Source organism: Achromobacter ruhlandii, assembly GCF_902859695.1.
Classification (GTDB): domain Bacteria; phylum Pseudomonadota; class Gammaproteobacteria; order Burkholderiales; family Burkholderiaceae_B; genus Achromobacter; species Achromobacter ruhlandii.
This window is the reverse complement of the sequence record NZ_CADIJL010000003.1, coordinates 119,433-134,822: the sequence shown is the minus strand read 5'-3', so window position 1 is coordinate 134,822 and position 15,390 is coordinate 119,433. Positions and strand designations below refer to the sequence as shown.

Annotated in this window: 14 protein-coding genes; 5 read left to right on the top strand and 9 right to left on the bottom strand. The window is 66.7% G+C overall.

Annotated features, from left to right (window positions below):
- Positions 1 to 45: 45 nt before the first annotated feature.
- From HV742_RS05020 to HV742_RS05000, 5 genes are all read right to left on the bottom strand, one after another.
- Entirely contained in the window at positions 46 to 351 is a 306-nt protein-coding gene (locus tag HV742_RS05020; protein WP_049077199.1) for a DUF4148 domain-containing protein, read from the bottom strand.
- A 77-nt stretch (positions 352 to 428) separates the two neighbouring features.
- Positions 429 to 734 (bottom strand): DUF4148 domain-containing protein, encoded by a 306-nt coding sequence (locus tag HV742_RS05015; RefSeq protein ID WP_175144609.1) that lies wholly within the window; start codon positions 732 to 734, stop codon positions 429 to 431.
- Between the two features lie 249 nt (positions 735 to 983).
- Positions 984 to 1,712 carry a class I SAM-dependent methyltransferase gene (locus HV742_RS05010; protein WP_175144608.1) on the bottom strand — a complete coding sequence of 243 codons (729 nt, stop codon included), beginning with the start codon at positions 1,710 to 1,712 and terminating at the stop codon, positions 984 to 986.
- Between the two features lie 528 nt (positions 1,713 to 2,240).
- Complete coding sequence (gene ssb / locus HV742_RS05005; protein ID WP_026382027.1) at positions 2,241 to 2,762, bottom strand: single-stranded DNA-binding protein; 522 nt, start codon at positions 2,760 to 2,762, stop codon at positions 2,241 to 2,243.
- A gap of 282 nt (positions 2,763 to 3,044) precedes the next feature.
- Positions 3,045 to 4,229 carry an MFS transporter gene (locus tag HV742_RS05000; protein ID WP_054419625.1) on the bottom strand — a complete coding sequence of 395 codons (1,185 nt, stop codon included), beginning with the start codon at positions 4,227 to 4,229 and terminating at the stop codon, positions 3,045 to 3,047.
- Between the two features lie 133 nt (positions 4,230 to 4,362).
- On the opposite strand from HV742_RS05000, the gene uvrA reads away from it, so the two are divergent.
- On the top strand, positions 4,363 to 7,218 hold the full coding sequence (gene uvrA / locus HV742_RS04995; RefSeq protein ID WP_419715830.1) for an excinuclease ABC subunit UvrA: 2,856 nt from the start codon (positions 4,363 to 4,365) through the stop codon (positions 7,216 to 7,218).
- A 42-nt stretch (positions 7,219 to 7,260) separates the two neighbouring features.
- Entirely contained in the window at positions 7,261 to 7,923 is a 663-nt protein-coding gene (locus HV742_RS04990; protein ID WP_063583662.1) for a glutathione S-transferase family protein, read from the top strand.
- Between the two features lie 85 nt (positions 7,924 to 8,008).
- Here the strand turns inward: HV742_RS04990 and HV742_RS04985 are convergent, their stop codons facing one another.
- From HV742_RS04985 to HV742_RS04975, 3 genes are read right to left on the bottom strand one after another with little or no spacing between them, the layout of a single operon-like run.
- Complete coding sequence (locus HV742_RS04985; RefSeq protein WP_054419639.1) at positions 8,009 to 9,136, bottom strand: deoxyguanosinetriphosphate triphosphohydrolase; 1,128 nt, start codon at positions 9,134 to 9,136, stop codon at positions 8,009 to 8,011.
- 26 nt (positions 9,137 to 9,162) lie between these two features.
- Positions 9,163 to 10,239, bottom strand: a complete 1,077-nt coding sequence (gene aroB / locus HV742_RS04980; protein ID WP_049077209.1) for a 3-dehydroquinate synthase — start codon at positions 10,237 to 10,239, stop codon at positions 9,163 to 9,165.
- Positions 10,236 to 10,877: a shikimate kinase gene (locus HV742_RS04975; RefSeq protein WP_175144607.1), complete on the bottom strand. Its 642-nt coding sequence runs from the start codon at positions 10,875 to 10,877 to the stop codon at positions 10,236 to 10,238. Before HV742_RS04975 ends, aroB begins: the two co-directional genes overlap by 4 nt.
- Before the next feature lie 115 nt (positions 10,878 to 10,992).
- On the opposite strand from HV742_RS04975, the gene HV742_RS04970 reads away from it, so the two are divergent.
- Complete coding sequence (locus HV742_RS04970; RefSeq protein ID WP_049077212.1) at positions 10,993 to 13,440, top strand: penicillin-binding protein 1A; 2,448 nt, start codon at positions 10,993 to 10,995, stop codon at positions 13,438 to 13,440.
- A gap of 48 nt (positions 13,441 to 13,488) precedes the next feature.
- Here the strand turns inward: HV742_RS04970 and cyaY are convergent, their stop codons facing one another.
- Positions 13,489 to 13,818 carry an iron donor protein CyaY gene (cyaY, locus tag HV742_RS04965; RefSeq protein ID WP_049077214.1) on the bottom strand — a complete coding sequence of 110 codons (330 nt, stop codon included), beginning with the start codon at positions 13,816 to 13,818 and terminating at the stop codon, positions 13,489 to 13,491.
- 55 nt (positions 13,819 to 13,873) lie between these two features.
- On the opposite strand from cyaY, the gene lptM reads away from it, so the two are divergent.
- Positions 13,874 to 14,041: an LPS translocon maturation chaperone LptM gene (lptM, locus tag HV742_RS04960; protein WP_049078207.1), complete on the top strand. Its 168-nt coding sequence runs from the start codon at positions 13,874 to 13,876 to the stop codon at positions 14,039 to 14,041.
- Entirely contained in the window at positions 14,038 to 15,330 is a 1,293-nt protein-coding gene (gene lysA, locus HV742_RS04955; RefSeq protein WP_175144606.1) for a diaminopimelate decarboxylase, read from the top strand. The genes lptM and lysA overlap by 4 nt, the downstream gene beginning before the upstream one ends.
- The last annotated feature ends 60 nt before the right edge of the window (positions 15,331 to 15,390 follow it).

Here is a 15,390-nt window from a genome sequence, read left to right as displayed (position 1 = left end):
GGGAATGTTCCCGCCCCCCGGGGTTCGCAGTGGCCGACATCGGACTCAGCCTTGCACGGGCGGATAGTCCAGTTCACCGCTTTCGGTCAGGCCCTGGGCGCGGGCGGCGGCCAATTCCTGCTTGACCTGGGCGCGGCTCTTGTCGCCGGCGCTGGCGTAAGCGGTAGCTGCGTAGCCTTCTTCGCCGCTGGCCAGTTCACCGTTGGCGCGAGCGGCCGCCAGTTCTTGCTGCACCTGCGCGCGGGTCACCGTGCTGTGGGTGTCGACGGCGGGCGGATAGTCCAGTTCGCCGGCATGGGCGGCACCGAGGAACGAGGCGGTCAGGATCAGGGCGGATACGAGGGTCTTCATGGTTGATCTCCAGTAAGGATCGGCAATGCGATTCAGGAAGTGCTATCTATCCATAGATAGATTCGAGGTCAAAAACATCAGCCTTGGACGGGCGGGTAGTCCAGTTCGCCGCTTTCGGTCAGGCCTTGGGCGCGAGCGGCGGCCAGTTCCTGCTTGACCTGGGCGCGGCTCTTGTCGCCAGCGCTGGCAAACACGGTGGCGGCGTAGCCTTCTTCGGTCGTGGCCAGTTCACCGTTGGCGCGGGCCGCGGCGAGTTCTTGCTGCACTTGGGCGCGCGTCACGGTGCTGTGGGTGTCCTGGGCGGGCGGATAGTCCAGTTCGCCGGCTTGGGCGGCGCCGATGAAGGAAGCGGACAGGATCAGGGCGGATACGAGGGTCTTCATGAGGGATCTCCAAATAGCGATGGCTAGGTTGTTTCGTCTAAACTATCTACTTATAGGTAGATAACACGGCAAATAAAAAAGGGGTGCTACTGTATTTCTGGTTTGGGCGACGCCGCGTTGCTGTCTGGGTGCTGCGTCGATGGATGAATCTTACCTACTACTAGATAGATAGCGCAAGCAGGTTTTGTGCAACATATTATTTCACTGCATTCGACGTCCTCCTATTCCCTCCCGCCAGGGCGTTCTCCCCTACCGGTTTGCCGCCACCAGCAGCATCATGGGCCGATCCCGCTCCTGCGCCAGCGCCGGTTGCGCGGCCAGCTGGGCCGCGTCGGGCGCCCATTCGTCCAAGTGCGTGAGCGTGAACCCGGCGCCGATCAGCAGGTTCACATAGTCCGCCACCGTGCGGTGCTGCTTGATCACGCCTTCGGCGAGCCAATCCGTGCGCCGTTCGCCACGCAAGGCGTATTGGTTCAACGGCCAGATTCGTTGCCCTTCGCTATCCTCGATGAACCCGGGGCGCGCCGGCGCGGTGTAGATAGGATGCTCGCAGGAAAACACGAAGCGCCCTCCGGGCCTGAGCGCCCGGTGCACGGTCGCGACCAAGGCTGGCAGGCGCTCCAGGTAATGCAGGGTCAGCGAGCTGTAGGCAAGGTCGACGCTTTGCGCGGGCAGCTGCAACCGCTCCAGGTCTGAATGTTCATAGCGGATGGTGGCGCTGATGGTCGTGGCGCGTGCCCGCGCCAGCATGTTGGCGGACACGTCCAGCCCCAGGATGCTGGCCGCTCCCTGTTCATCGGCCCAGCGGCAGAACCAGCCGAAGCCGCAACCCAGGTCGACCACGTCGCGCCCCCTCACGTCCGCCACCAGTGCCCGCAGCGCCGGCCATTCCGGCGCGCCGTCCAGGCCATGCAACGAGCGGGCCAGGCGGCTGTAGCCCTCGAAGAATTCGGGCGTGTCGTAGATGTTCTGAGTCATGGGGATTTCCTCGCGGGACCGGTCGGCGCGGTCACGGCATGTGGCGCACGGATGATCGACGGCTGATGGCAGACAGCGACAATCCTAGCGCGAACCCGACAACCCGCCCCGCCCCCTGTTGAAAAGCTGTGGAAAACCCCCGAATAGCGCTGGATAAGCTGTGTAAATGCTGTGGGCAGCCTGTGGATAGGGACCGCCCCGCACCGATGCGGACCAAGGCGGCTTGCGGGCTACCGTCGATCACGAAGTTGGCGGACGATATCCCGCCAAGTGGAAAGACTGGAAAGCCTCGATAACAGCGCCAATCCGGCCTTTGCACCCCTTGTGCAAAAGCTGTGGAAAAGGCCGGAAAATCGGTGGGAAAGCTGTTGAAATGCTGTGCACAGCCTGTGGACAGCTGTCCGGGATTCAGGGGGAAGACCACGGTTTCCGTAGACACACGGGAGCGGCGAGACGCCCAAACGACACAAAGCCCGGCAAGCGCGAGGCTTGCCGGGCTTTGTCGATCGACCGCCGGGAAGGCGGAAATCAGAACGGAATATCGTCGTCCATATCGGCCAGGTTGGCGCCGCCGCCCGCGGGCGCGGCCTGGGGCGCGGGACGCTGTTGCGGCGCCGGACGCTGGGCCGGGGCGCGCTGCTGCGGCTGGCGCGCCGGGGCGTCGTCGTAACCGCCGCCGCCACCGTAGCTGCCGCCACCGCCGCCGCCGTCTTCGCGGCCACCCAGCATCTGCATCTGGTCGGCGACGATTTCGGTGCTGTAGCGGTCAGCGCCGGTGTCCTTGTCTTGCCACTTGCGGGTCTTCAGACGGCCTTCGATGTAGACCGAGCGGCCCTTCTTCAGGTATTCGCCGGCGATTTCGGCCAGGCGGTTGTACATGACCACGCGGTGCCATTCGGTTTCTTCGCGGCGTTCGCCCGAGGCCTTGTCCTTCCAGGTGGAGGTGGTGGCGATGGACATGTTGCAGATTGCGGCCCCGTCGGGGCTGTAGCGGACTTCCGGGTCGCGACCCAGGTTGCCCACGAGAATGACTTTGTTAACCGATGCCATGCCGTTGTCCCTCTGTTGTTGACAGCCTGTGCCACGCGTTGCCGCGAGCGCGCCGGCAACAACATAAATAGCGATGTTGAAGACCGGCTTCATGAAACTCGCCGGTCATCGCAGCGATGACCGGCGACGCCGGTGAAGCCCTAATTTGCCTTCTATTATCGACGAAAAGCGCCCGCCGCGCCAAACCCGATTGGTGACAAAGCCGTCCACCCGGGGAAACGATTTCACCGCTGTTGGACACCGTTGGCGGCGCGATCCGCGAATTTCGCCAACGGCAGCCGCCTAGGCCAGCGGCTTGAGCGCCCAGGTCACGGCCAGCCAGACGGCGGCCAGCACCGCGGCGCCGATGAACACGGCGCCGGCGCCGGAATGCGAAGCGACCCAGCCGCCCAGCGCGCCGCCCGTGAACAGGCCAGCGGCCTGGGCGGTGTTGTAGAAGCCCAGCGCCAGGCCCTTGTAGGCCTGCGGCGCCACGCGCGACACCAGCGAGGGCTGCAGCGCCTCCAGTACGTTGAAGGCCACGAAGAAACCGGTCAAGGCCGCCGCCAGGGGGTAGAAGCCATGGCTGGCCGCCGGCAGCAGCGCGCACACCAGCACCAGCCCGGCCACGGCGGCACGCAGCGCACCGCGGTGGGCGCGGCGCTTTTCGGCCACGAACACCACTGGCACCATCAGCACGAACGACACCAGGATCACAGGCAGGTAGACCTTCCAGAGCTCGCGCGCGTCCAGGCCGCCGGCCTTGGCCAGCAGCGCTGGCACCACCACGAACAGCGACACCTGGATCATGTGCAGCACGAACACGCCAAAATTGAGCCGCAACAGATCGGTGTGGGTAAGAACCTGGCGCGGACTGGCGGCCTGCATGCTGCGGGCCTGCGTGCGCGGCACCACCGGCACCACCCAGCGCGCCACCGCCAGGCAGATCACGCCCAGGCAGGCAATGGTCCAGAACAGGCCCGACAGGCCCCACCAGCCCACCAGCACGGGCGACAGCACCAGCGACGCGGCGAACGACAGGCCGATCGAGCCGCCCACCATGGCCATGGCGCGGGTGCGCACCTCGTCGCGAGTGGCGTCGGCCAGCCAGGCGGTCACGGCGGCCGAAATCGCGCCCGCGCCCTGGATGGCGCGGCCGATGGTGATCCAGAACACATCATCGGCCTGCGCACAGACCACGCTGCCCGCCACGAACAGCAGCAGGCCGAACAGCACCACGGGCCGGCGCCCCCAACGGTCCGACGCCAGCCCGAAGGGAATCTGCATGAACGCCTGGGTCAAACCGTACATGCCCAGCGCCAGCCCGACCCGGGCGGGGTCGTCGCCCCCGGGCAGGCCACGGGCGGCCACGGCGAACACCGGCAGCAACAGGAACAACCCCAGCATCCGCGCGGCGAACAAACCGGCCAGCGCCACGCTGGCGCGGCGCTCGGAAGGCGTCAATTTCAGTTTCGTGTCTGCCGGCATGCGAATTTTCAACGGTGACGAGGGCCGTTCGCGCGCGGATGTCATGCGCTTGCGGTCTGATCTATGGCCTGAGGACTCGGCGCGCTATAGTACCAAGTTGGCCTTTGCAACCGCTTAAAAGAGCCCGATAGACGTGACCATACGCATTCGGGGTGCCCGCACCCACAATCTCAAGAACGTCTCGCTGGATCTGCCGCGCCACAAGCTGGTGGTGGTCACGGGCCTGTCCGGCTCGGGCAAGTCCTCGCTGGCATTCGATACGCTCTACGCGGAGGGGCAGCGGCGCTACGTCGAAAGCCTGTCCGCCTACGCCCGCCAATTCCTGCAGTTGATGGACAAGCCCGACGTCGATCTGATCGAGGGCCTGTCGCCGGCCATCTCGATCGAACAGAAGGCGGCTGGCCACAACCCGCGCTCCACGGTCGGCACTATCACCGAAATCCACGACTACCTGCGCCTCTTGTACGCGCGGGTCGGCACGCCGTATTGCCCGGACCACGGCCTGCCGTTGCAGGCGCAGAGCGTCAGCCAGATGGTGGACGCGGTGCTGTCCTGGCCGGCCGACACCCGCCTGGCGGTGCTGGCTCCCATCGCGCGCGGCAAGAAGGGCAGCTTCGAGGACGAATGCGCCAGCCTGCAGGCGCAGGGCTACGTGCGCCTGCGCGTGGACGGCCAGATGGTGGAAATCGACGGCATGGCGCCGCTGAAGAAAACCGAGAAGCACGACATCGACGTGGTCATCGACCGCCTGCGCATCAAGCCCGAAAGCAAGCAGCGCCTGGCCGAGAGCTTCGAGACCGCGCTGCAGCTGGCCGACGGCCGCGCGCTGGCGCTGGACATGGACGGCAGCCGCGAACAGGTGTTCTCCAGCCGCTACGCCTGCCCGGTCTGCAGCCACAGCCTGCCGGAACTGGAACCGCGCCTGTTCAGCTTCAACAACCCGATGGGCGCCTGCCCCAGCTGCGACGGCATCGGCCAGGTCGGTTTCTTCGATCCCAAGCGCGTGGTCGCCTTCCCCGAACTGAGCCTGGCGGCCGGCGCCATCCGCGGCTGGGACCGCCGCAACGCGTTCACCCACTCGCTGCTGACCAGCCTGGCGGCGCACTACGAATTCGATATCGAGGCGCCCTTCGAGGACTTGCCCGAAGCGCTGCGCGACAAAGTGCTGTATGGCTCGGGCGACGAGGAAATCTCGTTCCTGTACCTGAACGAAAAGGGCCGCAGCACCGTCAAGCGCCACACCTTCGAAGGCGTGATCCCAAACCTCGAACGCCGTTGGCGCGAGACCGATTCGGCCACCGTGCGCGAGGAGCTGGGCAAGTACCGCAACATCAAGACCTGCCCCGACTGCGGCGGCTCGCGCCTGCGGCCGGAAGCACGCAACGTGTTGATCGGCCAGGACCCGCGCGGCGGCGAACGCCATGGCCAGGCCATCTATGAAGTCGAAGCGATGCCGCTGTCGACCTGCCTGGCGTGGTTCCGCGACCTGGCCCTGACCGGCGCCAAGCAAGAGATCGCGCAGCGCATCGTGCGCGAGATCGAGGCGCGCCTGAGCTTTCTGAACAACGTCGGACTGAACTATCTGTCGCTGGACCGAAGCGCCGACACCATCTCCGGCGGCGAGGCCCAGCGCATCCGCCTGGCCAGCCAGATCGGCTCCGGCCTGACCGGCGTGATGTACGTGCTGGACGAACCCTCCATCGGCCTGCACCAACGCGACAACGACCGCCTGATCGGCACGCTGCAGCACCTGCGCGACCTGGGCAACAGCGTCATCGTGGTCGAGCACGACGAAGACATGATCCGCATGGCCGACTGGGTCGTGGACATGGGGCCGGGCGCGGGCGAGCATGGCGGCGAGGTGGTTTCGCAAGGCGATCCCGAGACCGTGCAGCGCGACCCGAATTCGCTCACTGGCCAGTACCTGAGCGGCCAGCGCGCCATCGCCATTCCCAAGCGCCGGCCGGTCACCGAGGACCTGCCCTGGTTGACGCTCACGGGCGCCAGCGGCAACAACCTCAAGAACGTCGACTTGCGCCTGCCCGCCGGCCGCCTGATCTGCGTCACCGGCGTGTCCGGCTCGGGCAAATCGACCCTGGTCAACGACACCCTGGCGGTGGCGGTGTCGCGCCAACTGCATCATGCGCAGAGCGAGCCGGCGCCCTACGTCGCGATGCAGGGCCTGGAGAACTTCGACAAGATCATCAGCGTCGACCAGAGCCCGATCGGCCGCACGCCGCGCAGCAACCCGGCCACCTACACCGGCCTGTTCACGCCGATCCGCGAACTGTTCGCGGGTGTGCCCGAGGCCCGCACCCGCGGCTACGATCCCGGCCGCTTCAGCTTCAACGTCAAGGGCGGGCGCTGCGAGGCCTGCCAGGGCGACGGCGTGGTCAAGGTCGAGATGCACTTCCTGCCCGACATGTACGTGCCCTGCGACGTGTGCCACGGCAAGCGCTACAACCGCGAAACGCTCGAGATCCGCTACCGCGGCCGCAACATCAGCGAAGTGCTGGACCTGACCGTCGAGCAGGCGCTGGAGTATTTTGAATCGGTGCCGGCGATCGCGCGCAAGCTGCACACGCTGATCGACGTCGGCCTGTCGTACATCCGGCTGGGCCAGAGCGCCACCACGCTGTCGGGCGGTGAAGCGCAGCGCGTGAAGCTGTCGCAGGAACTGTCGCGCCGCAGCACCGGCCGCACGCTGTACATCCTGGACGAACCCACCACCGGCCTGCATTTCCGCGACATCGAACTGCTGCTGCAGGTGCTCAACCAGCTGGTGGACAGCGGCAACACCGTGCTCATCATCGAGCACAACCTGGACGTCATCAAGACCGCGGACTGGCTCGTCGACATGGGCCCGGAAGGCGGCGACGGCGGCGGCCGGGTGGTGGCGCAAGGCACGCCGGAAGACGTGGCGGCGGCGCCGGAAAGCCACACCGGACACTATCTCGGCAAACTGCTGCGCCGCACGCCCGGCGGCTGAACGGCGCGGCGCAATCAGGGCCTGTCACGAAGGGGAATCGGCATGTACACCTTGATCATCGGCAACAAGAACTACTCGTCGTGGTCGCTGCGGCCCTGGCTCGCGCTGCGCGCCACCGGCGTCGCCTTCACCGAACAGAAGCTGGGCCTGTTCACCGAGGCATTCGCCCGCCATCTGGAAACGCTTACGCCGGCCGGACTGGTGCCGGTGCTGCTGGATGGCGACCTGGCGGTCTGGGACTCGCTGGCGATCTGCGAATACGTGGCTGAACAGCATCCCGAGGCCCGCCTGTGGCCGCAGGACGCCCGCGCCCGGGCCCGCGCCCGTTCGCTGACCGCGCAGATGCACAGCGGTTTCGGCGCGCTGCGCCAGGCGCTGCCGATGAACATCGAGGCGCACCTGCCCGGCATCGACATCCCCGAGGCCGCGCGCCAGGAGATTTCGCGCATGCACGCCATCTGGCAGGACACGCGCGCGGAATTCGGCCAGGGCGGCCCGTTCCTGTTCGGCGCCTTCTCGATCGCCGATGCGTTCTTCGCCCCCGTGGTGTCGCGCTTCGTCACCTACGGCATCGCCGCGGCCGGCCCGGTGCGCGACTACATGGACGCGGTGCTGGCGCTGCCGGCGATGCAGGAATGGATGCGCGACGCGCGCGCCGAAGCCACCTTCGTCGAAGCCGACGAACCCTACCGCAAGCATCGTTGACGCCGCAGGGCCGCGTCTCGCCACCAGAACCCGGCGCGGGTGCCGCCCAGGACACGCCAGCCTGAACGCCGCCTGGCGCCGGCTCCTAGCTCATGTCGAACAGGCGCCGGTGCTCGCGGATGGCGTAGCGGTCGGTCATGCCGGCGATGTAGTCGGCGATGGCGCGGGCCTGGTCGTTGAAGGCGGCGCGCCGATAGTCCGGCGGCAACAGACGCGGATCATCCAGGAACGCCGCGAACAGTTCGCGCACGATGCGCCGCGCCTTGGTGGTCATGCGCAACACGCGGTAGTGTCGGTAGAGATTGTCGAACAGGAACTTCTTGAGTTCGTCGGCTTCGCGCCGAATGTCGTCCGAAAATCCAGCCAGCGGCGGCGCGCGGCGCACGTCGTCGGCGCAGGCTGGCGCCGCCTCGCGGATGCGCGCCAGCGACGTACGCGTCAGGTCGCCGATCAGCGTATTTATCATGCGGCGGATGGTCTCGGCCACCGCGCGGCGCGACGCCAGATCGGGGTAACGCGCCAGCACCTCGGCATGATGACGCTGGAAGATGGACACGCCCTGCAATTGCTCCAGTGTGATCAGTCCCGAGCGCAGGCCATCATCGATGTCGTGGTTGTTGTAGGCCACTTCGTCGGCCAGGTTGGCGATCTGCGCCTCCAGCGACGGCTGAGTGCGGGCCAGGAAGCGTTCGCCCACGGCGCCCAGCTGCCGCGCATGGGCCGCCGAGCAATGCTTGAGGATGCCCTCGCGGGTCTCGAAGCACAGGTTCAGGCCGTTGAAGTCGGCATAGCGCTCTTCGAGCTCATCGACCACCCGCAGGCTCTGCAGGTTGTGCTCGAAGCCGCCGGCCTCGGGCGCCAGCTCGCGCATGCAGGCATTGAGTTCGTCCTGGCCGGCGTGCCCGAACGGCGTGTGGCCCAGGTCGTGCGCCAGCGAAATGGCTTCGGTCAGGTCTTCCGACAGCCCCAGGCTGCGCGCCAGGGTCCGCGCGATCTGCGCCACTTCCAGGCTGTGCGTCAGGCGCGTGCGGAACAGATCGCCTTCGTGGTTCACGAAGACCTGGGTCTTGTACTCCAGCCGCCGGAACGCGCCGGAATGGATGATGCGGTCGCGATCGCGCTGGAATTCCGTGCGGTTTTCCGGCGCGGGTTCGGCATAGGCCCGGCCGCGCGATCGGGACGGGTCGGATGCATAGGAAGCCAGTTCTTTCATCTGCGACACCGTCTCTCCAGCGATGTTTATTGAGTGGTTCGGGCCAGTACGGCGCGCACGGCATCGGCCGGCGCCGCCCGCATCATCGCTTCGCCGATGCGGGTCATGAGCACGTAGCGGATCTCGCCGCCCTCGGTCTTCTTGTCGACCTGCATCAGGTCGAGCCAGCGATCGGCTCCCAGGTCGGGCGCGACCACGGGACAGCCGATGGCTTCGACCAGGGCGCGCACGCGGGCCACGTCGGCGCGGGGGAAGCCGGCCACGTCGGCCGACAGTTCCGCCGCCTGCACCATGCCGCAGCCGACCGCCTCGCCGTGCAACCAGGCGCCATAGCCCAGGCCCGCCTCGATGGCGTGGCCGAAGGTGTGGCCCAGGTTCAGGATGGCGCGCAGGCCGGATTCGCGTTCGTCCTTGCCCACCACCTGCGCCTTCAGTTCGCACGAGCGGCGGATGGCGTAGGCAATGGCCTGCGGGTCCAGGCTGCGCAATTTCCGCGCATTCTGTTCGCACCAGGTCCAGAATTCCGGATCCAGGATCAGGCCGTACTTGATGACTTCGGCCAGGCCGGCCGACACTTCGCGCGCCGGCAGCGTGGCCAGCACGGCGGTGTCGATCTCGACCGCCAGCGGCTGGTAGAACGCGCCGATCATGTTCTTGCCAAGCGGGTGGTTCACGGCCGTCTTGCCGCCGACCGACGAATCGACCTGGGCCAGCAGGGTCGTGGGCACCTGCACGAAACGCACCCCGCGCATGTACACCGCGGCGGCAAAGCCGGTCATGTCGCCAATCACGCCGCCGCCCAGGGCCACCAGCACGCAGCGGCGGTCCAGGCGATTGCCCAGCAGCGCGTCGAAGATCAGGTTCAGGGACTGCCAGTCCTTGTACGACTCGCCGTCGGGCAGCTCGATGCGCAGCACCCGCTTGCCGGTGCGCGCCAGGGCGGCTTCGGCGCGCTCGCCATACAGCGCCGCCACGGTCGGGTTGGTCACCACCGCGATGGCGGTGGCGTCGGCGGGGATGCTTTCGTCCAGGGCATCCAAGCGCCCCGGCGCGATGCGGATGGGGTACTGTCCGCCCGGGGTGTCGACCTCAACAACGTTCATATCTGCTTCTCGAAGGCTTGTAATTGCGGCAGGAGCGCCTTGACCAGGGTGTGGATGGGCATGGAGCCGGTTTCCACCACCAGGTCGGCGACTTCCTTGTAGAGGGGCTCGCGCAGGGTCATGAGGTCGCGCAGCGTGCCGCGCGGATCGGCGGTGGCCAGCAGCGGCCGGTTGCGATCGCGGCAGGTGCGGCGGAACAATTCGTCCACGCTGGCCCTCAAATAGACCACGATGCCCCGCTCGCGCAGGCGCACCCGGTTCTCGGCGGCCAGGATGGCGCCGCCACCGGTGGCGAGAATTATGTTGCGCCGTTGGGTACACTCTTCCAGGGCGGCGGATTCCCGACGACGGAAACCGGCCTCACCCTCGATTTCAAAGATTACCGGCACCCGTACGCCGCAACGCGCCTCGAGCTCATGGTCCAGATCGATAAAATCGCGCCCCAGGGCACGCGCCAGGCCACGGCCGATGGTCGTCTTGCCCGCCCCCATCATCCCCACCAGGAAGATGGGCAGGTCGTGCGGCAACGACACGGTCTTGCCCAGGCACTCCGAGGCGCAAGGCGGGTTTTCGGGCGCCTCGCCGGAGGGCGCCGGGTCCGGGTCAGCCTCCGGACATGAATGAGCGGAAAAGTTCATGACGGCATTATCACATCTGCCGCCAAGTTGCCCGCGCACCACACTGAACTATCTTGTTACAGAAACCGATCCGCCACACTGAGGCGGGACCGGAGATACCCGTAAAATCGCCGCGATGAGCAAGCCGCAGAATTCCTCCAAAAAAGACAAGCCCGCCAATAACGGTTCCCCGATATTGCGTTTTTTCGTCAAGACCGGCATTTTCTTTGCCGGCCTGTTCCTGTGCGGCGTGCTGCTGGCGGGCATGGCGCTGGCGCTGGCCTGGCCCAACCTGCCGGACCTGAACGCCATGACGGACTACCGCCCGCGGGTGCCGCTGCGCGTCTACACGGCGGACAAGGTGCTCATCGGCGAATTCGGCGAAGAACGCCGCAACGTGCTGCGCTTCAATGAAATCCCGGACGTGATGAAGTCCGCGGTGCTGGCGGCCGAAGACGACCGCTTCTACCAGCACGGCGGGATCGACTGGACCGGCGTGGTGCGCGCCGGCCTGACCAACCTGATCAACATGTCCAAGACGCAGGGGGCCAGCACGATCACCATGCAGGTGGCGCGCAACTTCTACCTGTCGTCGGAAAAGACGTACTCGCGCAAGTTCTACGAACTGCTGCTGACGTTCAAGATCGAATCGGAGCTCACCAAGGACCAGATCCTCGAGCTCTACATGAACCAGATCTACCTGGGTCACCGCGCCTACGGCTTCGCCGCCGCCTCGCGCACCTATTTCGGCAAGCCGCTGTCCGAAGTAACCCCGGCCGAAGCCGCCATGCTGGCGGGCATCCCCAAGGCCCCGTCGCGCTTCAACCCGATCTCCAACCGCCCCCGCGCCGAGCTGCGCCAGCGCTACGTGCTGGGCCGCATGCTGTCGCTCGGCTACCTGACCGAGCCTGAATACAAGACGGCGATGGCGCAGCAGATCGTCATGAAGTCGGCCGAAGGCACGCCGGCCGGCGGCTATAGCATCCATGGCGAATACGTGGCCGAACTGGCGCGCCAACTGCTGTTCAACGTGTACCAGGACAACGTCTATTCGCGCGGCATCAACATCTACACCACGGTCCAGTCCAAGGACCAGGAAGCGGCCTACCGCGCCGTGCGCGAAGGCGTGCTGGAATACACCCGCCGCGCGCCCTACCCCGGCCCCGAGGAACAGCTCGACCTGCCCCCGGGCACCGAAAACAACCCGCAGGCCCTGGACGAATTCCTGGACGGCGTGTTCGACAAGTTCAGCGACAGCGGCGACCTGCTGACCGCGCTGGTGCTGTCGGCCAGCCCCACCGAAGTGAAGCTGGCGCGCAGCTCGCGCGAGATCATCACCGTCACCGACAAGAAGGTGCTGGGCGTGGTGGCGCGCGCGCTCAACGACAAGGCCAAGCCCGAGCAGCGCATCAAGCGCGGCTCGGTGGTCTACATCCGCAAGCTGGGCGACAACTGGGAAATCATCAACCTGCCGTCGGTGCAGGCGGCGTTCGTGGCACTGTCGCCGCAGGACGGCGCAATCCGCGCCATGGTCGGCGGCTTCGACTTCTACCGCGGCAACTTCAACCGCGTGACGCAGGCCTGGCGCCAGCCCGGCTCGAACATCAAGCCGTTCATCTACGCCGCCTCGCTCGAGCGCGGCCTGACGCCGGCCACGCAGATCTCCGACCAGCCGTTCGAGCTGACCGCGGCGCAGACCGGCTCCAAGGCCTGGAACCCGAAGAACTACGGCAACCAGTACGAGCCCATGCTGACGCTGCGCCAGGGCCTGTACAAGTCCAAGAACATGGTCTCGATCCGCATCCTGCAGGCCATCGGTCCGCAGTATGCACAGGACTACCTGACCCGCTTCGGTTTCGACAAGGCGCGCCAGCCCGCGGTGCTGCCGCTGGCGCTGGGCGCCGGGTCGGTGACCCCGCTGCAACTGGCCGGCGCGTTCTCGGTGTTCGCCAACGGCGGCTATCGCGTCACGCCCTACCTGATCGACCGCGTCACCGACAGCAGCGGCAAGATCGTGATGCAGGCCAAGCCCACCGTGGCCGGCGACGCCGCGGCCCGCGCCATCGACCCGCGCACCGCCTGGATCATGGACGACGTGCTGCGCGGCGTGGCCACCTACGGCACCGCCGCCCGCGCCCGCGTGCTGCTCAAGCGCAACGACATCGCCGGCAAGACCGGCACCACCAACGAATCCGTGGACGCCTGGTTCTCGGGCTACACGCCGTCGCTGGTGGCCACCGCCTGGCTCGGCTTCGACCAGCCCAAGTCGCTGGGTTCGCGCGAAACCGGCGGCGGCGTGGCCATGCCGATCTGGGTCGACTACATGCAGGACGTGCTCAAGGGCGTGCCGGAAGAAAAGCCGCGCCCCCGTCCCGACGGCATCATCGTCGAGAATGGCGAGTACTACTTCTCGGAATTCCCGCCCGGCCAGGCGGTGGCGCGCCTGGGCCTGCCGCAGGCGGATACCCTGGGCGAGTTCCTGAACGGCCTGAACAGCGACAGCGGCGAGGACAACCGCATCAAGGTCGCGCCGGGCGTGGGCACGCAGAGTGCCCAGCCCTGGTCGCAGAAGATCCCGTTCTGAACGGAATGAAAAAAGCCGGCGAAATCGCCGGCTTTTTTTTGTTGAACGCTACAGTCGGATCGTGACGGGCACGCCGGCCGCGGCCGAACAGATCTGCGATAGCGCATCGGGCAGATTCGGGCCGCCTCGGGTATCGTTCCAGTGTTGGCCGTCGTAGCGATAGTGGAAGCCGCCGCTGCGCGCGGCCACCCACAGTTCCTGCATGGCGGCCTGGCTGTTCACCACCACGTGGGTATTGTCCTCGAACACCATCGTCAGCACATTGCCGCTGCGGCTGGTTTCGACGTCGACGTCGAGCGAAGCCGCCCAGTCATCGGCCTGGCTTTCGATGCTGTTCAGCACCTGGTCGATCAACGCAAGAAATTCGGATTCGGTCATAATCGAGCCTGCAAGAATTACGGAGTTCCCAGTGTTCCAATTGGCATTCAGCCGCATGTCTCTTCGCATTGTAGCCACGCTCGTGGCGACCGGCATGGTTGCGGCCTGCGGCTACAAGGGTCCTTTGTACATGCCCACGCCCGACGGCAAGCCGCCACCCGCCGGGCAGGGCCAGACCACGCCCCAGGTGCCGCAGATACCATCCGCGCCCTCGCTGCCATGACCGCCGCGTTCCCGGTTCCGCCCGACCTGGCCGGGCACCCGTTCTTCCAGTACCGCAACAACGTGCTGTACGCCGAAGACGTGCCGCTGGACCATCTGGCCGGGCAACTGGGAACGCCGCTCTACGTCTACTCCCGCGCGGCGCAGCGAGCCGCCTGGAACACCTACCACAGCGCTGTCGGCCAGCGGCCCGTGCTGGTCTGCTACGGCATGAAGGCCAACTCCAACCTGGCCGTCCTGAAGGAATTCGCCCGCCTCGGCGCCGGCTTCGATATCGTCTCTGGTGGCGAACTCAAGCGCGCCCTGGCCGTCGGCGCCGACCCCGCCCGCATCGTTTTCTCCGGCGTCGGCAAGCAGGCCTGGGAAATGCGCGCGGCCCTGGATGCCGGCGTCATGTGCTTCAACGTCGAATCGGAAGCCGAGCTGCAGCGGCTGTCCGACGTAGCCCAGGAAGCCGGCCGGCGCGCCAGGGTGGCGCTGCGGGTCAACCCGGACGTCGACGCACAGACCCACCCCTACATTTCCACCGGCCTCAAGGAAAACAAGTTCGGCATCCCCATCGGGGCGGCGCTGGACGCCTATCGCAGCGCCCGGCTGCTACCCGGCCTGGAAGTCACCGGCCTGGACTGCCATATCGGATCGCAGCTGACCGACATCAGTCCCTATTTTGATGCGCTGGAAAAACTGCTCGATCTGGTCGCCGACCTAGAAGGCATCGGCATCCGCCTGTCGCACCTGGACCTGGGCGGCGGCCTGGGCATCCGCTACAGCGATGAAACGCCGCCCTCGCCCAAGGCGTTGCTGGACGGCGTGTTCCAGCGTCTGCAGGCCCGCGGCCAGGGTCATTTGCGCCTGGTGCTGGAGCCCGGCCGCTCGCTGGTGGGCAACGCCGGCCTGCTGCTGACCACCGTCCAATACCTCAAGCACGGCGAGGCGCGCAATTTCGCCATCGTCGACGCCGCCATGAACGACCTGCTGCGGCCGGCGCTGTACGATGCCTGGCACGGCTTGCGGCCATTGCTGCCGCGCGCCGGCGATGCGCTCGACTATGACATCGTCGGCCCGGTCTGCGAAAGCGCCGACTGGCTCGCGCGCCAGCGGGCGCTGGTCATCGAGCAAGGCGACGTGCTGGCGCTGGAATCAGCCGGCGCCTACGGCATGACCATGGCCGGCAACTACAACACCCGCCCGCGCGCGGCCGAGGTCATGGTCGACGGCGACCACTATCACGTGGTGCGCCAGCGCGAAACGCTGGACGACCTGCTGCGCGGCGAATCGACGCTGCCCTGAACCTCTCCTGCCACGCATGAAAAAGGCCCCGTCGAGACGGGGCCTTTAGCCATGCGAGCT